This window comes from Streptomyces globosus, from assembly GCF_003325375.1.
GTDB classification, from domain to species: Bacteria; Actinomycetota; Actinomycetes; order Streptomycetales; family Streptomycetaceae; genus Streptomyces; species Streptomyces globosus_A.
Window position 1 is genome coordinate 5,379,254 of the sequence record NZ_CP030862.1, and the last position, 25,697, is coordinate 5,404,950.

Genomic DNA, 25,697 nt, shown 5'->3' on the forward strand with positions numbered 1-25,697 from the left:
CGGGCGGGCCGCCGCAGCCGCCGCCGGGGCATCCGCGCAGGCGCTCCCGCGGGGGCTTGGGCAGGGCCTCACCGGCTGTACGCTCTGGCAGATGACCACGCTGAATCTCGACGACTTCTCCGACCTGATCGAGCGCCCCGACAACGGAGTCCGGCGGGACGCCGAGGAGCGCCGCGAGCGGCTGTCCGTGCCGGCGGGGGCCTTCGGGCGGCTCGACGAGCTCGCCGAGTGGCTGGCCGCGGCGCAGGGCCGGGTTCCGGTCAGGCCGGTCGAGCAGCCCCGGGTCGTCCTGTTCGCCGCCGACCACGGCATCGCCGCCGCCGGGGTGTCGGGCCGGCCCGCCGGGGGCGCGCACGCCCTGGTGCGCGCGGTCCTGGACGGGGCGAGCCCGGTCTCCGTCCTCGCCGGCCGGTTCGGCGCGTCGGTGCGGGTGGTGGACGCGGGGCTGGACTGCGATCCCGGGATGCTGCCCGAGGACGTCGTCCGCCACCGGGTGCGGCGCGGCAGCGGCCGTATCGACGTCGAGGACGCCCTGACCCGCGAGGAGGCCGAGGCCGCGGTGCGGCTCGGGGTGCGGATCGCCGACGAGGAGGCCGACTCCGGCACCGACCTGGTCGTGCTCGGGGACCTCAGCGTCGGCGGGACCACCGTCGCCGCGGTGCTCGTGGCCGCCCTGTGCGGGACCGACGCGTCGGTGGTCACCGGCCGCGGCGGGGTGCCGATCGACGACCTGGCCTGGATGCGCAAGTGCGCGGCGATCCGCGACGCCCTGCGCCGGGCCCGCCCCGTCCTGGGCGACCAGCTGGCCCTGCTGGCCGCGGTCGGGGGCGCGGACCTCGCCGCGATCACCGGGTTCCTGCTGCAGTGCGCGGTGCGCCGCACCCCGGTCGTCCTGGACGGCGTCGTCTCGGCCGCCTGCGGGCTGGTGGCGCAGCGGGCGGCGTTCCGCGCGCCGGACTGGTGGCTGGCCGGCCAGGCGAGCGGCGAGCCGGCGCAGGCCAAGGCCCTGGACCGGATGGCACTCAACCCCCTGCTGTCCCACGGCGTCACCGTAGGGGAAGGAACCGGGGCATTGCTGGCCCTCCCGCTCGTCCAGGCGGCCGCCGCACTCGCGGCGGAACTGCCGGAGCGGGCGGAGGAGCCGCAGCCGGAGGAGCCGCAGCCGGAGGAGCCGGCGCGGAAGGACTGAGCCGGCCGGGCCGCCGACCGCGGCCCGGCGGTCCGGCATCCGCGGTCGGCGGCGCCCCATATGATCGGCTTTCATGGGAGAGGCCCGCTTGACCAGCGCAGATATCGACCGGAACGCCGCACAGGCCGCACAGAAGGCACAAGCGGCACAGAAGGCGAAACCGGCACAGCCCGCCGGCGGGGGAACCGCCGGAGCCGCCGCGAACACCGCATCCGGCACCCGCAGGGACGACGGGGGCCCCGGCTCCGGCCGCGGGTCGGCCCGCTCCCGGCGCAGCGCCGCGTTCGCCGTCTGGTACCTGCGCGCCGTCACCTTCGTCAACTTCCTGAGCGCGGTGTGGGTCTCGCTCGGGCAGGACCTGCGCCGGCACAACACCGCCGACTTCTACACCCCGTACCTGCTGACCGCCGGATTCGCCTCCGGCCTGTTCTCCCTGCTCCTCGCGGTGACCATGGGCCGCCGCAAGCGGGCCGCCTGGATCCTGAACCTGGTGCTGGCCGGCCTGCTGCTGCTCGCCTTCGCCACCGCCGCCTTCGCCCCGTGCACCGGCGGCGGGTTCGAGGTCTGCTACCCGGAGTTCCGCGACCACACCCAGAACTGGGTCTCCCTGGTCCTGACCGCGGCGTTCGTCGGCGCCCTGCTGCTGGGCCGCCGGGAGTTCTACGCCAAGGGCGACCGCTCGAACCCGAGGCTCGCCACCGCCGTCGCCGCCGTCGGCCTGCTCGTCACCTCGCTGCTCGCCGCGCTGATCGTCGGCGCCGCGAACACCGACCCGGACGCCTCCGAGGCCTCGTTCCTGGCCCGCTGGCGCTACGGCGCGATGCGGCTGATCACCCTCGACCCCGACGCCCGCGACTACGCCGCGATCACCACGCCCGCCTGGGTCGACGTCGTCATCAACGTGATGTCGATGGTGCTGCTGCTGGCGGTCCTGCTCGCCGCGTTCCGCTCGCGCCGCGCCGTCGACCCGCTGACCGAGGAGGACGAGGAGAAGCTCCGCGCGCTGCTGGCCCGGCAGGGCGACCGCGACTCGCTCGGCTACTTCGCCCTGCGCCGCGAGAAGTCCGTCATCTGGTCCCCGACGGGCAAGGCGGCCGTCACCTACCGCGTCGTCGGCGGGGTCTCGCTCGCCTCCGGCGACCCGATCGGCGACCCCGAGGCCTGGCCCGGCGCGATCGAGCCCTGGCTGGCCGAGGCCCGCGAGCACGGCTGGGTGCCTGCCGTGATGGGCGCGAGCGAGGAGGCCGGGCAGATCTACGCCCGGCACGGCCTGGACGCGCTGGAGCTGGGCGACGAGGCCATCGTCGAGACCGCCGAGTTCACGCTGGAGGGCCGCGCCATGCGGACCGTCCGGCAGGCGTTCAACCGCGTCAAGCGGGCCGGCTACAGCGTCCGCATCCGCCGCCACGCCGACATCCCCGCCGAGGAGATGGCCGACCTGGTGCGCCGGGCCGACGACTGGCGCGACGGCGCCACCGAGCGCGGGTTCTCGATGGCGCTGGGGCGCCTCGGCGACCCCGCCGACGGCCAGTGCGTGATGCTGGAGTGCACCGACGGCAACGGCGACCTGCGGGCCCTGCTGTCGTTCGTGCCCTGGGGCCCCAAGGGGCTCTCCCTCGACCTGATGCGCCGTGACCGGGACTCCGAGAACGGCCTGATGGAGTTCATGGTCATCGAGCTGCTGGAGCGCTCGAAGGAGATCGGCGTCACGCAGGTCTCGCTGAACTTCGCGATGTTCCGCTCGGTCTTCGAGCGCGGCTCGCGGCTCGGCGCCGGACCGGTGCTGCGCCTGTGGCGCTCCCTGCTGAGCTTCTTCTCCCGCTGGTGGCAGATCGAGTCGCTCTACCGCGCCAACGCCAAGTACCGGCCGATCTGGGAGCCTCGGTTCATGCTCTTCGAGAAGAGCTCGGACCTGCTGCGGATCGGTATCGCGGCCGGCCGCGCCGAGGGCTTCCTGGAGGCGCCCGGCCTGCCGAAGTGGCTGAACCGCCGACACCTGGAGACCAACCGCTGAGCGCCGCGACGGCCCCGCCCCCGGCGGGCGGGGCCCCGGGCCGGCACCCCGTACCGTAGGCGGGATGACGACTGAGCTCGGGCCGTTCGCCCCCACCCGGCACTGGATGCGCGTGCACCCGCTCGCCACCGACGCCGTCCTCGCGTTCGGGGCGCTCGTCTCCATGGTCGTCGGCTCGTTCGCCGATCCGCACGGGCCGCACGGCCCGGCCTTCGGCACCCGCACCCCCGAGCCGCTCTCCCTGCTGCTGATGGTGCTGGCCGCGGCGGCGCTGGTGTTCCGCCGCCGGCACGTCCGCGCCGTCCTCGCCGCGACCGTCGCGCTGTCCCTGCTGGAACTGACCACCGGCGAGCCGCGGGCGCCGGTCGCCATGGCGGCCGTCATCTCCCTGTACACACTGGCCTCCCGCACCGACCGGCCCACCACCTGGCGGATCGCGCTGCTCACGATGGCGGGGATGACCGGCATCGCCATGCTCGCCGGGCCGCTGCCCTGGTACGCACAGGAGAACATCGGCATCTTCGCCTGGACGGGCATGGCCGCGGCCGCCGGCGACGCCGTCCGCAGCCGCCGGGCGTTCGTCGACGCGATCCGCGAGCGGGCCGAGCGGGCCGAGCGGACCCGCGAGGAGGAGGCGCGGCGGCGGGTCGCCGAGGAGCGGCTGCGGATCGCCCGCGACCTGCACGACGTGGTCGCCCACCACATCGCCCTCGTCAACGTGCAGGCCGGGGTGGCCGCACACGTCATGGACCGGCGCCCCGACCAGGCCAAGGAGGCCCTCGCCCACGTCCGGGACGCGAGCCGGTCCGCGCTGAACGAGCTGCGGGCCACCGTCGGCCTGCTGCGCCAGTCCGGGGACCCGGAGGCGCCGACCGAGCCCGCCCCCGGCCTGGCGCGGCTCGACGAGCTGGTCGACACGTTCCGCAACGCGGGCCTGCCGGTGAAGGTGATGGTGGAGCTCGGCCGGGACGCCGACCCGCTGCCCGCCGCCGTCGACCTCGCCGCGTACCGGGTCATCCAGGAGGCCCTGACGAACGTCCGCAAGCACGCGGGGCCGCAGGCGTGCGCCGAGGTCAGCGTGGTGCGGGTCGGGGATTCGGCCGAGGTGACCGTCCTCGACGACGGCGGCGCCGACGCGGGCGCGGCGGCGGAGCCCGCCCCGGGCGACGGGCCGGGCGGCGGGCACGGCCTCCTCGGGATGCGGGAGCGGGCCGGCGCACTGGGCGGCTCCTGCTCCGCCGGGCCCCGCTTCGGCGGCGGCTACCGGGTCCACGTCACCCTGCCGCTGACGTGAACCGCGGGCGGGGGCGGGCCGCCGCCCCCGCTCAGCAGGGCTTGCGCCAGGCCCCCAGGTCGTACTTCTTCTGCATCGAGGCGAACCCGAGCTTCCGGGTCTGGGCGCAGAACCGGCTCGCGGGCAGCTCGTACTCGACGTGGAAGACGGCTTTGCCCGCCGCCGTGAACGGGGCCAGCCGCTCGCACTCGTCGTACTGGGCGCACTGCTCGTTGACCGCGAAGTCGAAGTCGCCGACCAGCTGGGGGATTTGGTCGAGGTCGTTCTTCAGCCCGACCGCGAGGCCCCGGTCGCGGGCGAGGCGGGCGATCAGCCGGTTGTAGCGCAGCTGGTCCTCCGCGGTCAGCGGGAAGCCCGTCGTGTTGGCGTACCCGTCCATGTTGTCCGGTTCGACCGCGTCGAAGCCCTTGTCGCGGCACATGTCCAGGCGGGCGGCCATCAGCGGCTCCAGCTCGGCGGTGCGCCGGATGTCCAGCCAGCGCTCCCCCTCCCAGCCGTTGCCCCGGCCCAGGAGCGCGGCGGGGAACTTCGCCGCGTCGGGCCGGAACTCCTCCCAGGCGCCCGTCGACAGGTAGCAGATGACCCGGCGTCCGGCCCGGTGCAGGGCGGCGACCTGCTCGCGGCTGGTGTCGAACCCGTCGACGTCGTAGACGGGCGCCTCGACCGAGGTGTCGAGCCTCCCGCTGAGCTGCCACTGCCAGGAGGTGCCGGGTCCGGGCCGCCACCGCTCCCCCGGCACGGGGACGGCTTCCCGGTCGGGGGCGGCGTCGTCGTCGGGCTGCCCGGTGCAGGCCGCGGCCAGGAGCAGCAGCGGCACCAGGAGCGGGAGCAGGCGGCGGCCGGGGCGGGTCCGCCGGCGGTTCACAGGGCGGCCCCGAGGGCGTGGGGCAGCGTGCCCCAGGGGTGGGCGCCGGTCCCGGGGACGGCGCAGTGGACGGCGGCGCCGCGCTGCTCGGCGAGTTCGGCGGCGGGCGCGCCGGGCGGGACGGCGTAGACGAGGTGGCAGAACCGCTGGGCGGGGTGGTCGGCCGTCCAGGGCGGGACGGCCGCGTCCCGGTAGGCGTCCCAGGGGCCCTCGAAGGTGACGAGGAGGTCGGCGAGTTCGGCGTAGCCGGGGTGCGGGTGGACGCCGGGGTTGAGGACGAGGGTGCGGGCGCCCGCGGCGCGGGCGGCGACGGCGAGCCGCCCGTAGTGGGGCAGCAGCGCCGGGTCGGGCGAGGCCTGGTCGAGGAAGGCCCCGTCGGCCCCGTACCAGTCGCGGTGGCGCAGCAGGTCCCGGACGACCTCGGCGTGCGGGCGCCGCCCGTAGTCGGTGTCGGTGTAGCCGAGGACGGGCACGCCCGCCTCGCGCAGCCGCCGGGCGACGGCCTCGAACCGCGCGTCGGGGGTCTCGCCCGGCCCGCTGGCCGGGTTGAGGACCACCGAGTGGAGCCGCCCGGCGGAGCGGATCAGCAGCTCCCAGTCGTCGGGCCGGTCGGCGGGATGCTCGTAGAGCGGCACCAGCAGCATGGCGTCCTTCCTCTCGTACGTGCCGGACAGGGCGTACGCGGTCACGGTCAGCGGTGGGCCGTCGCCCGGCCGAGGAGCAGGCAGACGAGGGCGGCGAGGGCGGCCGCGGCGGTCCCGGCGACGGCGAGCTGCACCGCGCGGGGCTGCCCGAACTCCAGCAGCAGGGCCAGGCTCTGCGCGGCGGCCGCGCCGGCGCAGACGGCGGCGGCGGCCCGGACGGCTCCGAAGGACTGGAGCAGCAGCCCGGTCCACATCACGGCGCCGAGCAGCAGCAGCGTCCCAGCCCGGGCCCCGGCGAGCGGCGGCGCCCCGGGCCAGCACGCGGTGCCGGCGAGGCCGAGGGCGAGGAGGACGGCCAGGTAGGCGGTGAGGCAGCGGGCCAGCACGCCGAGCATCCGCAGCCGGAACCGCAGCGGCGAGCGGGCCGCGCGCAGCCCGGCGAGGGTGCCGCTGCGGAAGCGGTGGAGCAGCCATTCGGCGGGTCCCATGCTGAGGGTGAGCGCGACCGCGGAGGGCGCGGCGACGGCTTCGGCGGGCCCTCCGGCGAGGACTTCGCCGAGGGCGGCGTACAGGACGAGCAGGCCGGTGCCGAGGCCGAAGACCCCGTAGGGCACCGAGTCGGCGAGGCGCGGCCCGCCCGGCCCGTACGGCTCCTCCGGCCCGCGCAGCATGCGCCAGCGGACGGGCCCCGAGCCGTCGGCGGCGGGGCGGCGGTGGCGGGCGGGCCGGCGGTGTCCGGCCGCCCGCCGGCGGATCCGGCGCCGGGCGGCCCGTACGCCGGCGGCGAGCGGCAGCTCCCGCGCCGAGAGGGCGCAGGCGGCGAGCAGGGAGGCGGCGAGCAGGGCGGCGCGCAGCGCCTCGGGGAGGTCGGCGGCGAGGGCGAGGACGGCTCCGGCGGCCATCGGGGAGAGCGCCGCGAACAGCAGCCGCTCCCGGCCGAGGACGAGCAGCACGGTGGCGGCGCCGACGTAGGCGGCCTGCCCGGCGGCGAAGGCGTAACTGAAGGGCGGCCCGCCGGGCACGGCGGACGCGGCGGCGGTGCCCAGCAGCGCGCCGGCGGGGGCGCCGAGGAGGAGGGTCCGGCCTGCGGCGGCCCGGTCGCCGAGGCCGAGCCAGGTGTAGGCGCGGTGGGAGAGGGTCTGGTCCCACACCCAGCCGATGAGGGCGCCGGCGATGAGGGTGAGGGTGCCGGCGGGCAGTCCGAGCCGGTCGGGCGGGCCCTCCAGGAAGGGGGCGCCGAGGACGTAGGCGAGGCCGGGCAGCGCGAAGACGATCCCGCGGAGCAGGCAGGGGCCGAGGGGGACCCTCCACGGGTCGGGGTGCCGGTCGGGCTCGGGGTGGGTGCGCGGCACCCGGGCGTGGAGCTCCTCGGCGAGGGCGAAGGAGTCGGGGCGGCCGTAGGTGAGCCGGATGTGCTCGTCGGTCATCCCGTCGGACTCCAGGACGGCGGCGATCTCGTCGGGGTGGACAGCGGCGGCCGCGATGTCGCCGAAGCGGTCGGCGAGTTCGTCCAGCGGGTCGCGGGCGGGTGCGCCGGGGGCGGCGGGGCGGGGCCGGGGGACGGCGGGCAGGGTGTCGCCGCCGGGGGCGCGCAGCCAGAGGGATCCGCTCACCACAGGCTCCCGTCGGCGGCGAGTTCGCGGTACCAGGGGTCGGCGAGCCGCTGGGTCCAGTCGTCGCCGTCGTGGACGGGCAGGACGGGCTGGCCGGCGAGTTCGCGGTAGATGTGGCGGAAGCCGTCGACGGACTGGTGGAGGGTGAACTTCTCGATGACGCGCCGGCGGGCGAGCCGGCCGAGCTCGGCGCGGCGGGCACCGTCCCGCAGGAGGGCGAGGGCGGCGCGGGCCATGGTCTCGGGTTCGCGGGGCGGGACGACGAGCCCGGTGTCGCCGACGGCCTCGCGGACGCCGCCGACGTCGGTGGAGACGGTCGTCCGGCCGCAGGACATGGCCTCGATGATGCTGAAGGGGAAGCCCTCGCTGATGCTGGAGAGCATGACGATGCTGCCGGCGGCGTACGCGTCGGCGACCCGCTCGATGCGGCCCTCCCAGGCCACCCCGTCGGCGATGCCGAGTTCGGCGGCGAGCTTCTCCAGGCCGGCCTTGTGGTCCTCGCAGCCGGCGGGCACGGGGCCGAAGAGGCGCAGCCGCAGCTCGGGCAGTTCGCGGCGCATGAACGCGTAGGCCCGCAGCAGGGTTTCGAGGTCCTTGATGGGGTCGATGCGGCCGCACCAGGTGAGGGTGGGGACCTCCGGTTCGGGGCCGGCGTCGGGGAAGGCGTGCGGGTCGACGCCGTTGTAGACGGTGCGGATCCTGTCGGCGGGCGCGCCGCCGCGCTCCTCCCAGCGGCGGTTGTACCGGTTGCAGGGCGTGATCAGGTCGGCCTGCCGGTAGCCCTCGGTGTTGAGCTCGCGGTAGAAGCCGAGGACGAGGGCCTTGACGGGCCAGCGCTGGGCGGTGCTGCGGTAGCCGAGGTAGCGCTCGCGCAGGTAGATGCCGTGCTCGGTGAGGAGGAACGGGACCCCGTCCAGGTGTTTCGCGGCGAGCGCAGGGAGGGTGGCGAGGCCGCTGCTGACGGCGTGGGCAACGCTGTCGGGCGGGATCCGCACGCACAGCGGCCGCAGCGCGTGCTCCAGCAGGTCGGTGGCGGTCAGCGCGTCGTGGACGGTCGGTGCGGCGGCGGCGGTGGGCAGGCCGGGGCGGGTCCAGACGGCCGTGAGCAGGCGCAGGACGGACTCGGAGCGCAGCGCCGGCGTGAGCTGCCCGGCCCGGGCGAGGACGGCGAACTCGCGCAGTGCCTCCCGGAATCCGCCTGCGTCGGGGTCGAGCAGGGACAGCAGGAAGGTTTCACAGGCTTCGGCGAAGCGGCGCCGCGCCGGGCCTCCCCGGAGCCTGCGGCCGCGTCCGGGAGGCGGCCCCCACAGCGGGAAGGCGGTGTGCCGGTAGACGTTGCGCGGCAGCTCCCAGGCGACGGGCTCGCGGCCGGTGCCGGTCAGGGCCGTGACGTTGAAGTCGACTTCCGGCATGCCCCGGACCAGCTGGTCGCACCAGGTGCTCACGCCCCCGTGGACGTGCGGGTAGGTGCCTTCGGTGAGCATGGTGACGTGGCGCCCATGGCTCATGCGGTGTGTCCCCCCAAGGACTGTTGCGTCGGTTCGCGCAGGAGCAGGACTGCGGCCGAGCGGGCTGCGCGGCCCGCTCGGCCGGGTGGATCGGAGGGTCCGGCTCAGCCGGGCAGGCGGAGCACGACCGCGCTCTGCAGGAGTTCGGGCCCGGTCCAGGCGGAGCGGGTCCCGGCGTACGCGCTGCCGAACTCGGCGGTGCCCAGCAGGAGCTGCTTGCGGGTGCCGGTCGGCGCGGTGACGGGGGCGAGGACGCCGGAGGGCGCCTTGACGGTGACGGTCGCGCCGATGCGGTAGGCGGTGACGCGGCCCGCGGCGAGCGCCTTGTCCCAGGCGGCGCGCCGGCCGAGCTCGACGCCGGTGTCCTTCATGCTCTGGTTGACGAGCGGCGTGCCGGGCGCGAAGAGGGTCCGGTAGTCGTCGAGGACCCGGTCGAGGACGGGGTAGAGGGTGCGGTCCTCGGCGAGGTTGGACTGGTGGACGTAGTGCGGGCGCGGGTCGTTGGCGAGCACGTGGCGCAGGGCGGTGCGGGCCTCCTGGGGGACGATGTGGCCGAGGTAGCCGGTGGCGGTGTCGAGCGGGGCGGGCAGGCAGGTCGAGGTCGCGGGGTTGTCCTCGCAGAGGCCGCTGCCGCCGTGGGCGCGGCTGGTGTAGATCCAGTTGTACTCGTCGGCCATCTCCGCGTTGGTGCCCGTGTTGTAGAACACGTTCATCGGGTGGCGGGGGACGGTCAGGGCGGCGCCGACCGGGCGCTGCGCGGGCTCGCGCGAGTTGTCGCTGCCGACCCACTTGACGCCGTTGTCGGCGAGGGCCCCGGCCAGGTTGGGGTTGTCCTGGGGCTGCTGCGGGAGCGTCCTGAGCCCGGAGTGCTCGCCGGTGACGAGCTCGGTGCGGTCGAGGGGGACGCCCTTGGCGGCCGCCCATGCCACGTTGTCGCGGATCTGCGCGGAGATCTCGGCGCGGCTCATGTACCGGACGTTGCCCTGCGCGTCCTTCGTGCAGGTCCACGGGTCGGCGGCGGTGTCCTGGACACAGCCGAGGAAGGGGTGCGTGTAGGTGTGGTTGAGCCAGCGGAACCGGGCCTTGTCGGCGAGCAGTTGCGCGGTGAGGGCGTCGGTGCCGCCGTTCTCGGCCTTCCACTCCTCGCCGGCGCCGGCGTTGAAGAGCATGTCGAGTGTGAAGCCCTTGGCCTGCTGCCACTGGACGGCGTACCGGGCGTCGTCGGCGGTCATCCGGATGGTGCTCTCGCGGCCCTCGCCGCCCGGGCAGGCGTAGTCGCCGGGCGTGCAGTCGAGCTCGGAGTTCCAGCGGGCGTCGGGCGCGAGGACGTCGTCGACGTGCACGGCGAAGTAGTTGCGGCTGCGGCCGAGGTGGACGCCCTGGGTGAGCCAGTCGACGATGCCGCGGGCCAGCAGCCGGAACTGCCGCTGGTGCTGGTTGTAGCCGAAGGTGACGACGAGCTCGGTGCGCCCGTCGTGCGCGTACTCGCCCACGAGCGAGGCCCGGCCGGCGCCGGCCGGCGCGTCCACGAGGCTGGTGTAGCCCGCCCGCGGCCGGCCCATGAAGCCGTAGCTCTCGGGGACGAGCGGGGAGTTGTCCTCGAAGGCTACCTCGCCGGCGAGGTAGCCGAACGGGCCGGCCTTGCCGGCGGCGGTGACGGCGGCCCGCGTCCCGTCGAGCTGCCCGCTGTAGCCGCCGTTGTCGGTGTACTCCAGGCCCACGCCGGGATGGGCCCAGGTGTAGGCGTCCACCTGGCGGATACCGAACGCCGTCTCGTACGCGGCGAGCGCGGCCATCTCGGCCGAGCCCTCGCCGAACGGGTTCTCGTTGGGCAGCACCACGCCCTGGTACCTCGCGCGCGGGCGGCCGTCGACCGTGTCGCTGAGGAAGGCGGCGTCGATGACCGGGCGGCCGCTCGCGCCCAGCAGGACGCGCGTGTAGGGGACCCCGGTGTCGCGGAGCTCCGCGGTGATCGCCTCGACCGAGCTGCCGCCGTCGTCGACGACGAGCACCTTCAGGTCGATGCGCGGTGTGGCCGCGGCCGCCTCGGCGGACGCGGCGGGCAGTGCCATGGACATCAGCGCGGCGGCCGCCAGGGCTGCCGCGGTCCTGCTCGTCCGGTTCCTTATGACCATGTCGGCCTTTCCCCCCGCAGGCGCAACCCGGCGCGGACCCGGCGGCGGGCCGGGCCGGGGAGGCTCTGTGGAAATCATGCAAAGGAACCCCGCGTCCCCTTGCGATCGAGTGGCCCGAGTCTTGCGGCAGCCGGGGCGGGCGGAGAGGCAAACCCGGGCCGAACGCCACGGACGGGTGAACCGGGGGACGGGCTGTTCGAGCGCCTCGGCAAACCTTCGAGTGGCCTGCGGACAGGCCCCTGCGCGTAGGCTCATTTCTGGCGGCCGCCGGGCCGGAATACGATCGCTGCCGGAAGGCCGTCCACCCACTCGGCCCACAACACAAACGGAAGCGAGACCTCACCACCGTGACTGCTCTGACTCTCAGCACTGCCGGCGCGGCGACGCTGCGCGCCGACGCCCTCGTGGTCGGCGTGGCGAAGGGCCCGAAGGGTCCCGTCGTCGCCGCGGGCGCCGAGGCCGTGGACAAGGCGTACGACGGGAGGCTCGCCGCCGTTCTCGACGCGCTGGGGGCCACCGGCGCCGAAGGCGAGACCACCAAGCTGCCGTCCCCCGACGGCCTCAAGGCCCCGGTCGTGCTGGCGGTCGGCCTCGGCCCGGCCCCCGACGAGGACGAGTCGTTCGACGAGGAGGCGCTGCGCCGCGCCGCCGGCTCCGCGGCCCGCGCGCTGCACGGCACCAAGAAGGCCGCCTTCGCCCTCCCCCTGGAGGACGCCTCCGCCGTCACCGCCGTCGCCGAGGGCGCGCTCCTCGGCGCGTACGCCTTCACCTCCTACCAGGGCGGCGAGAAGAAGGGCGCGGCCGCGAAGAACGGCGGCCCCAAGCGCCCCCTCGCCGAGGTGGCCCTGCTCGGTGCCAAGCCGCGCGACAAGGAGCACAAGGCCGCGGCCGAGCGCGCGATCGTCGTCGCCTCCGAGGTCAACACCGCCCGCGACCTGATCAACACCCCGCCGAACGACCTCACCCCGGCCGCGTTCGCGTCGATCGCGTCCGCCACGGCCAAGGAGCACGGCCTCAAGGTGCAGGTCCTGGACGAGAAGGCCCTCACCAAGGGCGGCTACGGCGGCATCATGGGCGTCGGCAAGGGCTCCGAGAACCCGCCGCGCCTGGTGAAGATCTCCTACACCCACCCCGAGGCGGAGAAGCACCTCGCATTCGTCGGCAAGGGCATCACCTACGACTCGGGCGGCATCTCCCTGAAGCCGGCCGGCCACAACGAGACGATGAAGTGCGACATGTCCGGCGCCGCCGCCGTGTTCGCCTCGGTCGTCGCGGTGGCCCGCCTCGGCCTGCCCGTCAACGTCACCGGCTGGCTCGCGCTCGCCGAGAACATGCCCTCCGGCTCCGCCACCCGCCCCGGCGACGTGCTGCGCATGTACAGCGGCAAGACCGTCGAGGTCCTCAACACCGACGCCGAGGGCCGCCTCGTCCTGGGCGACGCGCTGACCAAGGCGTCCGAGGAGAACCCGGACGCGATCATCGACGTGGCGACCCTGACCGGCGCGATGGTCCTGGCGCTCGGCGACCGCACCTTCGGCATCATGGCCAACGACGACGCCTTCCGCACCGCGGTCCACGAGATCGCCGAGGAGGTCGGCGAGCAGTCCTGGCCGATGCCGCTCCCCGCGGACCTGCGCAAGACGATGGACTCCCCCACCGCGGACATCGCCAACATGGGCGTCCGCATGGGCGGCGGCCTCGTCGCCGGCCTGTTCCTTCAGGAGTTCGTCGGCGAGGGCATCACCTGGGCCCACCTCGACATCGCCGGCCCCGCCTTCCACGAGGGCGCCCCGTACGGCTACACCCCCAAGGGCGGCACCGGCTCGGCCGTGCGCACCCTGGTGCGGCTGGCGGAGCGGACCGCCACGGGCGACCTGGGCTGACACCTCCGCCCCGCCGCCCCCGCGGTGTGACGCACGACGCACCCCGGCCCCGGACAGCAGGTCCGCGGGGCCGGGGTGTCCGCCCACGACGAAATCCGCAGGTTTCTACGCTTCGGTAACCCCTTCGTCCGGCAGAACGACCTGCCACAGTCCGGGCCCGGCGTCCCGCGTTCCCCCGACAAATGCGAAGATGGGTTCTCGGCAGGACAGGGCCCCCACCACAGGGCCGAAGAAACAAGCGGCCGAATACCAGCCGCCGCCCGGTCACAGAGGACCGGTGCCCGGCGCACATGCATGGAGGACGTGACGTGGCGAACGACGCCAGCACCGTTTTCGACCTAGTGATCCTCGGCGGTGGCAGTGGCGGTTACGCCGCGGCTCTGCGCGCTTCCCAGCTGGGTCTGGACGTTGCCCTGATCGAGAAGAACAAGCTCGGCGGCACCTGCCTGCACAACGGCTGCATCCCGACGAAGGCGCTGCTCCACGCGGGCGAGGTCGCCGACCAGGCGCGCGAGGCCGCGCAGTTCGGCGTCAAGGCCTCGTTCGAGGGCATCGACATCGCGGGCGTGCACAAGTACAAGGACGACGTCATCGCGGGCCTGTACAAGGGCCTCCAGGGCCTGGTCGCCTCCCGCAAGGTGACGTACATCGAGGGCGAGGGCCGGCTGTCCTCCCCGACGTCCGTCGACGTGAACGGGCAGCGCATCCAGGGCCGCCACGTCCTGCTGGCGACCGGTTCCGTGCCGCGCTCCCTGCCCGGCCTGGACATCGACGGCAACCGCATCATCTCCTCGGACCACGCGCTGGTCCTGGACCGCGTGCCGCAGTCCGCGATCATCCTCGGCGGCGGCGTCATCGGCGTCGAGTTCGCCTCGGCCTGGAAGTCCTTCGGCACCGACGTCACGGTCATCGAGGGCCTGAAGCACCTCGTCCCCGTCGAGGACGAGAACAGCTCCAAGCTGCTGGAGCGCGCCTTCCGCAAGCGCGGCATCAAGTTCAACCTGGGCACCTTCTTCGAGAAGGCCGAGTACACCGAGAACGGTGTGCGGGTCACCCTCGCCGACGGCAAGACCTTCGAGGCCGAGGTGCTGCTGGTCGCCATCGGCCGCGGCCCGGTCTCCCAGGGCCTGGGCTACGAGGAGCAGGGCGTCGCGATGGACCGGGGCTACGTCCTGGTCGACGAGTACATGCAGACGAACGTGCCGACGATCTCGGCCGTCGGCGACCTGGTCCCGACCCTGCAGCTCGCGCACGTCGGCTTCGCGGAGGGCATCCTCGTCGCGGAGCGCCTGGCGGGCATGAAGACCGTCCCGATCGACTACGACGGCGTGCCGCGGGTGACGTACTGCCACCCGGAGGTCGCCTCCGTCGGCATCACCGAGGCCAAGGCCAAGGAGATCTACGGTGCGGACAAGGTCGTCGCCCTGAAGTACAACCTGGCGGGCAACGGCAAGAGCAAGATCCTGAAGACCGCGGGCGAGATCAAGCTCGTCCAGGTCAAGGACGGTGCCGTGGTCGGCGTCCACATGGTCGGTGACCGGATGGGCGAGCAGGTCGGCGAGGCCCAGCTGATCTACAACTGGGAGGCCCTGCCGGCCGAGGTCGCGCAGCTCATCCACGCGCACCCGACGCAGAACGAGGCGCTCGGCGAGGCCCACCTGGCCCTGGCCGGCAAGCCGCTGCACTCCCACGACTGATCGTCCCGGGCGCGACGACCACTTCCGCACTTTCACAAGGAGCAACTGAAACCATGGCGGTTTCCGTAACCCTTCCGGCGCTCGGAGAGAGCGTCACAGAGGGCACTGTCACCCGCTGGCTGAAGGCCGAGGGCGAGCGCGTCGAGGCCGACGAGCCGCTGCTGGAGGTGTCGACCGACAAGGTCGACACCGAGATCCCCTCGCCCGTCGCCGGCATCCTGGCCTCGATCAAGGTCGCCGAGGACGAGACCGTCGAGGTCGGCGCCGAGCTGGCCGTCATCGACGACGGCTCCGGCGCTCCGGCCGAGGCCCCCGCCCCGGCAGCCGCCGAGGCCGCGGCTCCGGCCGCCGAGGCCCCCGCGGCCGAGGCGCCCGCCGCCCCGGCCCCGGCCGCCGAGGCCCCCGCCGCTGCCGCCGCGCCGGCCGCGTCCGGCACCGACGTCGTGCTGCCCGCGCTGGGCGAGTCGGTCACCGAGGGCACCGTCACCCGCTGGCTGAAGTCGGTCGGCGAGACGGTCGAGGCCGACGAGCCGCTGCTGGAGGTCTCCACCGACAAGGTCGACACCGAGATCCCCGCGCCGATGTCCGGCACGCTGCTGGAGATCCTGGTCGGCGAGGACGAGACCGCCGAGGTCGGCGCCCGTCTCGCCGTCATCGGTGTCGCCGGCGCGGCTCCGGCCGCTGCCCCGGCCCCGGCCGCTCCGGCTCCCGCCGCTGCCCCGGCTCCGGCTGCCGCTCCGGCTCCCGCCGCTGCCCCGGCTGCCGCTCCGGCCCCGGTCGCCGCCCCGGCCCCGGTCGCCGCTCCGGCTCCGGCCGCCCCGGCTCCGGCCCCGGTCGCCCCGGCGGCTCCGGCCGCTCCCGCGGCTCCGGCCTCCGCCGGTGACGAGGGCGCGTACGTGACCCCGCTGGTGCGCAAGCTCGCCTCGGAGTCCGGCGTCGACCTGAACACCGTCACGGGCACCGGCGTCGGCGGCCGTATCCGCAAGCAGGACGTCCTGGCCGCCGCCGAGGCCGCCAAGGCCGCCGCCGCCCCGGCTCCCGCCGCCGCTGCTGCCGCCCCGGCCGCCCCGGCCCCGGCCGCCGCGGTCTCGGAGCTGCGCGGCCAGACGGTCAAGATGACCCGCATGCGCAAGGTCATCGGCGACAACATGATGAAGGCCCTGCACTCGCAGGCGCAGCTGTCGTCCGTGGTCGAGGTGGACATCACCAAGATCATGAAGCTGCGGGAGAAGGCCAAGGCCTCCTTCCTGGCCCGCGAGGGCGTCAAGCTCTCCCCGATGCCGTTCTTCGTCAAGGCCGCCGCCCAGGCGCTGAAGGCCCACGCGGTCGTCAACGCCCGGATCAACGACGACGAGGGCACCATCACCTACTTCGACTCGGAGAACATCGGCATCGCCGTGGACTCCGAGAAGGGCCTGATGACCCCGGTCATCAAGGGTGCGGGCGACCTCAACCTGGCCGGCATCGCCAAGGCGACCGCCGACCTGGCCGGCAAGGTCCGCGGCAACAAGATCACCCCGGACGAGCTGTCCGGCGCGACCTTCACCATCAGCAACACCGGTTCGCGCGGCGCCCTGTTCGACACGGTCATCGTTCCGCCGAACCAGGTCGCGATCCTGGGCATCGGCGCCACGGTGAAGCGCCCGGTGGTCCAGGAGACCGCCGAGGGCACCGTCATCGCCGTCCGCGACATGACGTACCTGACCCTGTCCTACGACCACCGCCTGGTGGACGGCGCGGACGCGGCCCGGTACCTCACCGCGGTCAAGGCGATCCTGGAGGCCGGCGAGTTCGAGGTCGAGCTCGGCCTGTAAGGCCCGCCCGCCGACGGCTCCCGTCGCAGCACGCACGGCGCCCCCGCCCGGAACCGATCCGGGCGGGGGCGCCGTCGTTCCCGCGGCTGTAACCAGCCTCACCCGGCGACCCCGTGCGCGGACGCTCCCCGTGCGGCTACTGCGCCGTATTGTCTACGCATCAGAGCTGTGCACGACTTCACAGGAGATGAAGCCCCGATGATCACCCCACCCGTCGTGCAGTCCCTGCGCGAGCAGATCCGCGAGCACATCGTGGAGGGGATCGTCAGCGGGCGCTGGAAGCCCGGCGAGCGGATCGTCGAGCGGCGCATCGCCGTCGAGCTGGAGGTGAGCCAGACCCCCGTAAGGGAGGCTCTGCGCGAGCTGGAGACGCTGCGGCTGATCGAGTCGGCGCCCAACAAGGGCGTACGGGTGCGGAACCTGTCGGCGGCGGACCTGGAGGAGATCTACCCGGTGCGGGCCGGCCTGGAGCAGATCGCGGCCGAACTGGCCGCGCCCCGGCTGGCCGCGGACTGCTCGGCGCTGGAGCCGCACGTGGCGGCGCTGTGGGAGGCTGACCGGCTGGAGGACGGCACGGCGCAGGTGCGGCACACCGTCGGCTTCCACCGGGAGATGGTGCGGGCGGCCGGGAACAGCGTGCTGCTCCACACGTGGGAGAGCCTGGGCATCGAGGTGTTCACGGCCCTGTCGATCCGCTGGCTGGGGACGGTCCAGAAGTCGTACGCGGAGGAGCACGAAGCCCTCGTACAGGCCTTCCGCAGCCGGGATCCCGACATCGGGGTGCTGGTCAAGCGGCATGTCCTGGGGTGTGCGCCCCGCGCCTGACGGAACGATCCGGGTCCGCTTTCGCCCGATTTGACCGGCACCGGGTGCCTGAATCGCTGGCACCCGGTGCCGACTTTTGCCTGATGTCCGTCATCTTGACCGCAAACGTTTGATCGATCATCGATCAGGGATTTACAGTCGGGTCGGACCCCCACCGGAGTCCGCCCCCTGTCCTGCCCGTCAGGGATCTTCTTCACCACCTCTCCTTTGTCCGGAAGGCGGCGCACACCGATGTCCGACCCCGTAGGAAAGCTTCCGAGCGAGCTCGACCAGCTCCCGGACCGCGACACCGAGGAGACCGCCGAATGGGCGGCCTCGCTCGACGCCGTCGCCAAGGCCGCCGGTACGCGCCGCGCCGAATACCTGCTCCGCCGCACCCTCCAGCACGCCGAGAGCGCCGGGCTCGCCCTGCCGAAGCTGCTGGAGACGGACTACGTCAATACCATCCCCACCTCCGCCGAGCCGGACTTCCCCGGTGACGAGGAGATGGAGGCCCGCATCACGGCCTGGAACCGCTGGAACGCGGCCGCCATGGTGACCCGCGGCTCGAAGTACGGCGTCGGCGGCCACATCGCCACCTTCGCCTCCGCCGCCTGGCTGTACGAGACCGGCTTCCAGCACTTCTTCCGCGGGAAGGAGGCCGACGGCTCCGGCGACCAGCTCTACATCCAGGGCCACGCCTCCCCCGGCATCTACGCCCGCGCCTTCCTCGACGGGCGCATCTCCGAGCAGCAGCTCGACAACTTCCGCCAGGAGTCCGGCGGCAACGGCCTGCCCTCCTACCCGCACCCGCGGCGCCTGCCGTGGCTGTGGGAGTTCCCGACGGTCTCCATGGGCCTCGGCCCCCTCTCGGCGATCTACCAGGCGCGCTTCAACCGCTACCTGGAGAACCGGAAGATCAAGGACACCTCCAACTCCCACGTCTGGGCCTTCCTCGGCGACGGCGAGATGGACGAGCCCGAGTCGACGGCCGCCCTTGCCCTCGCGGCCCGCGAGCGCCTCGACAACCTGACCTTCGTCGTCAACTGCAACCTGCAGCGCCTCGACGGCCCGGTCCGCGCGAACTTCCGCATCGTCCAGGAGCTGGAGGCCCAGTTCCGCGGCGCCGGCTGGAACGTCGTGAAGACCCTGTGGGGCTCCGCCTGGGACGAGCTGTTCCGCCTCGACACCACGGGCGCCCTGGTCCGCCGCCTGCGCGAGACCCCGGACGCGCAGTTCCAGACGTACGCCACCCGCGACGCCGCCTACATCCGCGAGCACTTCTTCGGCGGCGACCCGGCCCTCGCGGCGCTCGGCGCCCTGGTGTCCGACGCGAAGATCGCCGAGTGCTTCCACACCTCCCGCGGCGGCCACGAGCCCCGCAAGGTGTACGCCGCGTACAAGGCCGCGCTGGAGCACAAGGGCGCGCCGACGGTCATCCTGGCGCAGACCGTCAAGGGCTACACCCTGGGTGCCGGGTTCGAGTCGAAGAACGCGAACCACCAGATGAAGAAGCTGACGATCGACGAGTTCAAGGGCATGCGCGACCTGCTCGGACTCCCGATCCCGGACAGCGCCTTCGACAGCGGCGTGGTCCCCTACGGCCACCCGGGCGCCGACTCCCCCGAGGTCCGCTACCTCCAGGAGCGCCGCGCGGCCCTCGGCGGCCCGGCCCCGGCCCGCCGCGTCCACCAGGTGGCCCTGCCGCAGCCCGCCGACAAGTCCTTCGCGCCGCTGCTCAAGGGCTCCGGCAAGCAGGAGATGGCCACGACGATGGCCTTCGTCCGCCTGGTCAAGGACCTGATGCGGGACAAGGAGACCGGCCGCCGCTGGGTGCCGATCGTCCCCGACGAGGCCCGCACCTTCGGCATGGAGTCCCTGTTCCCGTCCGCGGGCATCTACTCGCCGCTGGGGCAGACGTACGAGCCGGTCGACCGCGACCAGCTGATGTACTACAAGGAGGCCAAGGACGGCCAGATCCTCAACGAGGGGATCACCGAGGCCGGCGCCATGGCCGACTTCATCGCCGCCGCCACGTCGTACGCGACGCACGGCGAGACGATGATCCCGTTCTACATCTTCTACTCGATGTTCGGCTGGCAGCGCACGGGCGACCAGATGTGGCAGCTCGCCGACCAGCTCGGCAAGGGCTTCATCGTCGGCGCGACGGCCGGCCGCACCACACTGACCGGTGAGGGCCTCCAGCACGCCGACGGCCACTCCCACCTGATCGCGGCCACGAACCCGGCCTCGCTCAACTACGACCCGGCCTTCGCGTACGAGATCGCGGTGATCGTCAAGGACGGCCTGCGGCGCATGTACGGGGAGCCCACCCCCGGTGTGGACTCGGACGTCTTCTACTACCTGACGGTCTACAACGAGCCGAAGCCGCAGCCGGCCATGCCCGAGGGCGTGGAGGAGGGCATCGTCAAGGGCCTCTACCGCTTCAACACGGCGGCGGACCTCGGCGACGCGGCCCCGGCCGCCGACGCCCCGAGGATCCAGCTGATGGCCTCGGGCACCGCGATCCACTGGATCCTGGAGGCGCAGCGGCTGCTGGCCGCCGAGTGGAACGTCGCCGCCGACGTCTGGTCCGCCACCTCCTGGGGCGAGCTGCGCCGGGACGCGCTGGAGGCCGACGAGGCCCTGCTGCGCGGCGAGGAGCGCACCCCGTACGTCACCCGTGTGCTGGAAGGCGCGCCGGGCCCGGTCCTGGCCGTCTCCGACTGGATGCGCCAGGTCCCCGACCAGATCAGCCAGTGGGTCCCGCAGGACTACACCTCGCTGGGCACGGACGGCTTCGGCCTCTCCGACACCCGCGAGAACGCCCGCCGCCACTTCGGCGTCGACGCCGAGTCGATCGTCGTGGCCGCGCTGGCCCAGCTCGCCCGCCGCGGCGAGGTGCCGGCGTCGTCCGTGAAGGAGGCCCGCGAGCGCTACGGCCTCTGAGCCGGCCGCCGGCCCGCAAGCCGGCGCGCGGGCCCTCGTGCCGCGGAGGCGGCCCCTCCCCCGAGCAGGGGGCGGGGCCGCCTCCGGCGTTTCGCGGGGCGCTGTCGGATTGTCGCGGTGGCGGGCCACCGGCCGACCCGTGATGCTGGATGCCGTGATGGACGAGACGGAGTTCTGGGAGATCGTCGACAGCACCCGCGAGGCCGCCGAGGGCGACCCCGAGGACCATGCCGAGCTGCTGGTGGAGCGGTTGGCGCAGCTCGATCCGGACTCCGTCCTCGACTTCGCCCGGCATTTCGAGTCCCGCTACAACCGGGCGTACACCTGGGACCTGTGGGGCGCCGCCTGGGTGCTCCTCGGCGGCGCGAGCGACGACGCCTTCGACTACTTCCGCTGCTGGCTGATCGGCCAGGGACGGGACGTCTTCGAGGGCGCCCTCCACGACCCGGACGCGCTGGCCGGACTCCTCGACGAGTTCGACGAGGACATCGACGGCGACGGCGAGGAGCTCGGCTACGCCGCGGACGAGGCGTACGAGCAGCTGACCGGGACGGTCGCCCCCGACCTCGGGGTCCCGCTCCAGGCCGCGGAACCGGCGGGCACCCCGCTCGACCTCGAGAACGAGGCGGTCCTGGCGGGCCGCTTCCCCCGGCTGTGGGAGCGCTTCGGCGGCTGAGGGCGGGGGCGGCGCGGGCGGCGGCTCAGTGGTGGGTGCCGCCGTCGATGCGGATCTCGGTGCCGGTGATGAAGGCGCCGTCCTCGGAGCCCAGCATCGCGACCACGCCGGCGACCGTCTCCGGCGGGGCGAAGCCCTGCCCGATCGCGGGGGCGAGCTTGGCGAACAGGCTCCAGTCGGTGTCCTCGGGCAGGCCGGGGCCGGCGCCGGTGGTCATGCCGGACTCGATGGACCCGGGCGCGACGGCGACGAAGCGCAGGCCCTGCTTGCTGTACTCGGCGGACAGCGCGTGCGTCATGGACTGGATGCCGCCCTTGCTCGCCGCGTAGGCGGCCATGTAGGGGTGGGCGAAGGACGCCGAGGTGGAGCTGAAGTTGACGACGACCGGCCGGTCGCCTTCCAGCAGCGCCGGGAGCGACTCGCGGATCATGAGGAAGGTGCCGGTCAGGTTGACGGCGAGGACCTTGTTCCACAGGTCGAGCGGCGTGCGGTGGGTGTGCGCGCAGCGCAGGATGCCGGCGGCGTTGACGAGGACGTCGAGCCCGCCGAGGGCCTCCACGGCGGCGGGGACGGCCGCGGCGACGGCGGCCTCGTCCGCTATGTCGAGGACGGCGGTGGTGAGCCGGTCCGCATGCCCGTCGGCGGCGGCCCGCTCGGCGGTGGCCTTCAGGCCGGACTCGTCGACGTCCGCGGTGTGGACGCGGCCGCCCTCGGCCAGGATGCGGTGCACGGTGGCCCGGCCGATGCCGGAGCCGCCGCCGGTGATGAGGACGCGTCGTCCTTCGTAACGGTTCATGAGCTGAGCGTACCCGTGCGATGACACGCTTTGCCAGGGTGCCAAAACGCGCATTACGGGCCCGCCGGAGCGGTAGGCTTCCCCCGTGAGATCCCCTCGTCCCTACTCCCTCCGGACCGGCCCCGCCGCAGCCCAGTCCCTGACCGAGCGCCGCAAGGCCGCCACCCAGCTCGACATCGCCCGCGCCGCCTGCGCCCTCTTCGCCGAGCACGGCCCGGACGGCACCACCGCGGAGGACATCGCCCACCGCGCCGGCGTCGCCCTGCGCACCTTCTACCGCTACTTCCGCAACAAGCAGGAGGCCGTCGCCCCGCTCCTCGCCACCGGCGGGGACACCTGGCGCGCGATGCTCGCCGAGGAGGCCCCCGGCACCCCGGTCGCCGAGGCCCTGGAACGCGCGATCACCCGCACGCTCACCGCCCCCCAGGCCGTCGCCGAGGGCCTGGAGGTCACCCGCGGGCTCCTCCGCGCCGCCGCCACCGACCCGGCCCTGCGCGCCGTCTGGTACCGCGTGAACCAGGACTCCGAGGAGGCCCTGGTCCCCGTCCTGACCCGCCTGACCTCGGAAGCGGCGGACCCCCTGTCGATCCGCCTCCTGGCGGCGGCCGCCACGGACGCCATCCGCATCGCCCTGGAACTCTGGTCCACCACGGACACCCCCTGCACGGGCCCGGACTCCCCCCGGGAACTGGCCGTCCGCTCCCTCCGCGCCCTGACCCCGGCAATCCCCCTCCCGCCGGGCCCGGGCGGGACACCCCGCCCCACCCCCTGAAGCGGGAGCCCGGCACGTCCGGCCGATCGCCCCGGAGGGGCCGCGGCGCCCGCCGCCCTCATGCCCGCAGGCCCTCGCCCGGGGAGGGCGAGGGCCTGCGGGGGTGTGTTTCGGCCGGGCGTTACGTCGTGTAGTAGCCGGCGACGTCTGCGATGAGGTCCACCGACCCGGCGTTGTTGTAGAAGCTGACCTTCCCGTTCACCACCGGCACGACCACCAGGTTCGGAACCGTCTGCCCCGCCACGAAGTTCAGATTCGACGCACTCGTACGCGCCGTACCGTCCGGGAACACCGACACATGCGACGACGACGTCGGCTCGGTCGCCGTCACGTTCAGGACCACCGCCGTCACACCCGACGCCGGAATACCCGCCACACCCGTCACCGGCAGCGTCACCGTACCGCCCTGACCCACCTTCGCCTTCGCCACACCCAGACCGATACGGGTGTCCATCAGACGCGTCGGCGCAATCGGCTTGTACGTCGAACCCGAACCATCCGTGGTGTAGTAACCCGCCACATCGGCAATCAGATCCACCGACCCGGCATTGTTGTAGAAGCTGACCTTCCCGTTCACCACCGGCACAACCACCAGGTTCGGAACCGTCTGCCCCGCCACGAAGTTCAGATTCGACGCACTCGTACGCGCCGTACCGTCCGGGAACACCGACACATGCGACGACGACGTCGGCTCGGTCGCCGTCACGTTCAGAACCACCGCCGTCACACCCGACGCCGGAATACCCGCCACACCCGTCACCGGCAGCGTCACCGTACCGCCCTGACCCACCTTCGCCTTCGCCACACCCAGACCGATACGGGTGTCCATCAGACGCGTCGGCGCAATCGGCTTGTACGTCGAACCCGAACCATCCGTGGTGTAGTAACCCGCCACATCGGCAATCAGATCCACCGACCCGGCATTGTTGTAGAAGCTGACCTTCCCGTTCACCACCGGCACAACCACCAGGTTCGGAACCGTCTGCCCCGCCACGAAGTTCAGATTCGACGCACTCGTACGCGCCGTACCGTCCGGGAACACCGACACATGCGACGACGACGTCGGCTCGGTCGCCGTCACGTTCAGAACCACCGCCGTCACACCCGACGCCGGAATACCCGCCACACCCGTCACCGGCAGCGTCACCGTACCGCCCTGACCCACCTTCGCCTTCGCCACACCCAGACCGATACGGGTGTCCATCAGACGCGTCGGCGCAATCGGCTTGTACGTGCCGTGACCGGAGGCGGCCGCAGGCGGCGTCACCGTCAGCGTGCCGCGCGGGTACTGGGAGCCGAGCACGATGACGCTGATGTTCCAGTTGCCGGCCGGGGCGGTGCGCAGGTCCACGGTCGCCTTCAGCGTGCGGGCGTCGTCCGAGACGGAGACGGTCGTGGCCGTCAGCGGCGCCGGGCCGCCCGTCAGCCGGACGGTGGTGCCCATGCCCAGGGCCGTGCCCGTGACGGTGAGGGTGGCGACCGTCCCGCTCTGCGCGGTGGTCGGCGTGACCGTGGCGACGGACACGTCCTCCGAGCCGCAGGGGGCGGTGGTGCAGACCAGCTGGGCGCGGTACGCCGCGCGGTCCACAGCGTCCGGCAGCGGGAGGACGAACAGGCTCTGGCCTGCGGCCTGGCAGCTGTACGGGGACGCGTGGCCGCTGCAGAGGTTGCGTCCGGCATCACTGTAGAGCTCGGGCTCCGGGGTGCGCGTCCCGCCGTCCGTGGTGGCGACTTCCGCCCTGAACGAGTCGCCCGAGGCGCTCGGCAGGACGGCGCACACGCCGGTGCGCTCCTCACCGAGGGTGCCGGTCAGCGGGCCGTACCCGTACGCCACGGAGCCGGCCCGGGTGCATTCGGGCGCAGGCCCGGTGGCCGTGGCGATCCGCCAGGCGTCGAGGCGGTAGGAGGCGGGCAGGGACCATTGCTGCGGGACCTGCGTGACCACCTGGTAGCCGGTGGAGCCGCTGGGCGTGCACGCCCAGGTCTTCTGGTAGCAGGCGATGCGGCCGGTGTCGTCCATGACCAGCGTGTGCGTGGAGTCGTGGGCGTCCCGGACGTCGAGGCGCAGCCGGTCCGCGGCGGCCGGCGTGGTGATGCGGTGGCAGCGCAGGGTGCCGTTCGCGCCGGAGGTGCCGGTCGTGGCCGGGGCGCCGACCTGCGTCGCCGCGGTGGTGGTGCAGCCGCGGGCGGTCGCGGTGACGTCCCTGCGGTCCAGGGTGTGGCTGCGCGGGGCGTCCTGGCCCTGCAGGAGCAGGGTGTACGCCTTGCCTGCGGTGAGGGAGCAGCTGGTGAGGCCGTCCGTGCGGAGCTGCTGGCCCGGGGCGGGGTGGTCGTAGCAGGACGGCCCGTTGCCGTCGGTGTCGATCACGCGCAGCGAGTACTGCGGGAACAGCTCCGAGTCCTCCGGGAGGCCGTAGCGGATCCGCAGGAGCTCGGCGGTCGAATGGGCGTCGGCCGGGATGGTCAGGCAGTGCGAGAAGACGCCGTTGCCGGTCTCCAGGCGTACGGCCGCCGCGTCGTCGGCGAAGCTGCCGGCGGGCAGGACCGGGCAGTCCTTCTGGAGTACGTCCGTGCGGACGAAGTGCACACCGTACGGGCCGGTCGCCTCGGCGTCCGCGGCGCGGACCCGCGCACGGAACGGTGCCGTTCCGGTCAGGGCGCACTCGCCCCGGCTGAGGTCGCCGTCGGTGCACTGTGCGGTGCCGTTCCGGTCGACGAGCTCGACGCGGGCGGTGACGCCCGCTCCGCCGAGTGAGGTGAGGGCGGCGATCCGGGCGCCCTGCGGGCTCGGCAGCTCCAGGCAGTGCGTCTGCCCGGCGGTGGTGAACGTGCCCGCGTGCCGTCCCTCGGCGACGGCGGTGCAGTCCTCTGCGGCGGGCGCGGCCTGAGCGGCGCCCACGGGCACCAGCAGTGCGGCGAGGAAGGCCAGCAGGCAGGTCAGTACGGTGGAGATCGGGCGTCCTCTGGACACCCACGGCGTTGGCATGAACCCCCCAGGGCGATATGGCGTCGAGCGATGGTCGCACACCCGTAAGCCGAGGTCA

The 25,697-nt window shown here is 73.6% G+C and carries 17 protein-coding genes; 10 read left to right on the forward strand and 7 right to left on the reverse strand.

Annotation, left to right across the window (positions count from 1 at the left end; genetic code table 11):
* Positions 1–100: 100 nt before the first annotated feature.
* The 3 genes from cobT (at position 101) to C0216_RS23920 (ending at position 4,497) form a co-directional block, all read left to right on the forward strand.
* Complete coding sequence (cobT, locus tag C0216_RS23910; protein WP_174250543.1) at positions 101–1,189, forward strand: nicotinate-nucleotide--dimethylbenzimidazole phosphoribosyltransferase; 1,089 nt, start codon at positions 101–103, stop codon at positions 1,187–1,189.
* 73 nt (positions 1,190–1,262) lie between these two features.
* A complete protein-coding gene (locus C0216_RS23915) occupies positions 1,263–3,203 on the forward strand; it encodes a phosphatidylglycerol lysyltransferase domain-containing protein (RefSeq protein WP_246042667.1) in 1,941 nt (646 codons plus the stop codon).
* A 64-nt stretch (positions 3,204–3,267) separates the two neighbouring features.
* Positions 3,268–4,497 (forward strand): sensor histidine kinase, encoded by a 1,230-nt coding sequence (locus C0216_RS23920; RefSeq protein WP_114057274.1) that lies wholly within the window; start codon positions 3,268–3,270, stop codon positions 4,495–4,497.
* Positions 4,498–4,528: 31 nt separating this feature from the next.
* Here the strand turns inward: C0216_RS23920 and C0216_RS23925 are convergent, their stop codons facing one another.
* The 5 genes from C0216_RS23925 to C0216_RS23945 all read right to left on the reverse strand — a co-directional run bounded on the left by C0216_RS23925 (position 4,529) and on the right by C0216_RS23945 (position 11,262).
* The gene (locus tag C0216_RS23925) at positions 4,529–5,362 is read right to left on the reverse strand and encodes an endo alpha-1,4 polygalactosaminidase (protein WP_114057275.1); all 834 of its coding nucleotides are present in this window, start codon (positions 5,360–5,362) and stop codon (positions 4,529–4,531) included.
* Positions 5,359–6,006 (reverse strand): spherulation-specific family 4 protein, encoded by a 648-nt coding sequence (locus C0216_RS23930; protein WP_114058874.1) that lies wholly within the window; start codon positions 6,004–6,006, stop codon positions 5,359–5,361. The genes C0216_RS23925 and C0216_RS23930 overlap by 4 nt, the downstream gene beginning before the upstream one ends.
* 47 nt (positions 6,007–6,053) lie before the next feature.
* Positions 6,054–7,619 carry a hypothetical protein gene (locus C0216_RS23935; protein ID WP_114057276.1) on the reverse strand — a complete coding sequence of 522 codons (1,566 nt, stop codon included), beginning with the start codon at positions 7,617–7,619 and terminating at the stop codon, positions 6,054–6,056.
* A complete protein-coding gene (gene pelF / locus C0216_RS23940) occupies positions 7,616–9,127 on the reverse strand; it encodes a GT4 family glycosyltransferase PelF (RefSeq protein WP_114057277.1) in 1,512 nt (503 codons plus the stop codon). Before pelF ends, C0216_RS23935 begins: the two co-directional genes overlap by 4 nt.
* Before the next feature lie 104 nt (positions 9,128–9,231).
* Positions 9,232–11,262, reverse strand: a complete 2,031-nt coding sequence (locus C0216_RS23945) for a hypothetical protein (RefSeq protein ID WP_114057278.1) — start codon at positions 11,260–11,262, stop codon at positions 9,232–9,234.
* A 347-nt stretch (positions 11,263–11,609) separates the two neighbouring features.
* Here C0216_RS23945 and C0216_RS23950 point away from each other — a divergent pair, with 347 nt between their 5' ends.
* The 6 genes from C0216_RS23950 (at position 11,610) to C0216_RS23975 (ending at position 21,085) form a co-directional block, all read left to right on the forward strand.
* Entirely contained in the window at positions 11,610–13,145 is a 1,536-nt protein-coding gene (locus C0216_RS23950) for a leucyl aminopeptidase (protein ID WP_114057279.1), read from the forward strand.
* A gap of 308 nt (positions 13,146–13,453) precedes the next feature.
* Positions 13,454–14,842, forward strand: a complete 1,389-nt coding sequence (gene lpdA, locus C0216_RS23955) for a dihydrolipoyl dehydrogenase (RefSeq protein WP_114057280.1) — start codon at positions 13,454–13,456, stop codon at positions 14,840–14,842.
* Between the two features lie 53 nt (positions 14,843–14,895).
* The gene (gene sucB / locus C0216_RS23960; RefSeq protein WP_114057281.1) at positions 14,896–16,656 is read left to right on the forward strand and encodes a 2-oxoglutarate dehydrogenase, E2 component, dihydrolipoamide succinyltransferase; all 1,761 of its coding nucleotides are present in this window, start codon (positions 14,896–14,898) and stop codon (positions 16,654–16,656) included.
* A 201-nt stretch (positions 16,657–16,857) separates the two neighbouring features.
* A complete protein-coding gene (locus C0216_RS23965; protein ID WP_114058875.1) occupies positions 16,858–17,481 on the forward strand; it encodes a GntR family transcriptional regulator in 624 nt (207 codons plus the stop codon).
* 231 nt (positions 17,482–17,712) lie between these two features.
* Positions 17,713–20,409 carry a pyruvate dehydrogenase (acetyl-transferring), homodimeric type gene (aceE, locus tag C0216_RS23970; protein WP_114057282.1) on the forward strand — a complete coding sequence of 899 codons (2,697 nt, stop codon included), beginning with the start codon at positions 17,713–17,715 and terminating at the stop codon, positions 20,407–20,409.
* A gap of 157 nt (positions 20,410–20,566) precedes the next feature.
* Entirely contained in the window at positions 20,567–21,085 is a 519-nt protein-coding gene (locus tag C0216_RS23975; RefSeq protein ID WP_114058876.1) for a DUF4240 domain-containing protein, read from the forward strand.
* Positions 21,086–21,110: 25 nt separating this feature from the next.
* Here C0216_RS23975 and C0216_RS23980 read toward each other — a convergent pair whose 3' ends face one another.
* A complete protein-coding gene (locus C0216_RS23980) occupies positions 21,111–21,881 on the reverse strand; it encodes an SDR family NAD(P)-dependent oxidoreductase (protein WP_114057283.1) in 771 nt (256 codons plus the stop codon).
* A gap of 85 nt (positions 21,882–21,966) precedes the next feature.
* Between C0216_RS23980 and C0216_RS23985 the strand changes: the two genes are divergently transcribed.
* On the forward strand, positions 21,967–22,653 hold the full coding sequence (locus C0216_RS23985; protein WP_114057284.1) for a TetR/AcrR family transcriptional regulator: 687 nt from the start codon (positions 21,967–21,969) through the stop codon (positions 22,651–22,653).
* 121 nt (positions 22,654–22,774) lie between these two features.
* On the opposite strand, the gene C0216_RS34670 is transcribed toward C0216_RS23985, so the two are convergent.
* Positions 22,775–25,624 (reverse strand): hypothetical protein, encoded by a 2,850-nt coding sequence (locus C0216_RS34670; protein WP_114057285.1) that lies wholly within the window; start codon positions 25,622–25,624, stop codon positions 22,775–22,777.
* Between the last annotated feature and the right edge of the window lie 73 nt (positions 25,625–25,697).

What these genes read in the sequence shown, in the direction of transcription:
- C0216_RS23920 (WP_114057274.1), top strand. Translation starts at nt 3,268, where the DNA reads ATGACGACTGAGCTCGGGCCGTTCGCCCCCACCCGGCACTGGATGCGC.
- C0216_RS23945 (WP_114057278.1), bottom strand. Translation starts at nt 11,262, where the DNA reads ATGGTCATAAGGAACCGGACGAGCAGGACCGCGGCAGCCCTGGCGGCC.
- C0216_RS23980 (WP_114057283.1), bottom strand. Translation starts at nt 21,881, where the DNA reads ATGAACCGTTACGAAGGACGACGCGTCCTCATCACCGGCGGCGGCTCC.
- sucB (WP_114057281.1), top strand. Translation starts at nt 14,896, where the DNA reads ATGGCGGTTTCCGTAACCCTTCCGGCGCTCGGAGAGAGCGTCACAGAG.
- C0216_RS23975 (WP_114058876.1), top strand. Translation starts at nt 20,567, where the DNA reads ATGGACGAGACGGAGTTCTGGGAGATCGTCGACAGCACCCGCGAGGCC.
- C0216_RS23915 (WP_246042667.1), top strand. Translation starts at nt 1,263, where the DNA reads ATGGGAGAGGCCCGCTTGACCAGCGCAGATATCGACCGGAACGCCGCA.
- C0216_RS23930 (WP_114058874.1), bottom strand. Translation starts at nt 6,006, where the DNA reads ATGCTGCTGGTGCCGCTCTACGAGCATCCCGCCGACCGGCCCGACGAC.
- aceE (WP_114057282.1), top strand. Translation starts at nt 17,713, where the DNA reads ATGTCCGACCCCGTAGGAAAGCTTCCGAGCGAGCTCGACCAGCTCCCG.
- pelF (WP_114057277.1), bottom strand. Translation starts at nt 9,127, where the DNA reads ATGAGCCATGGGCGCCACGTCACCATGCTCACCGAAGGCACCTACCCG.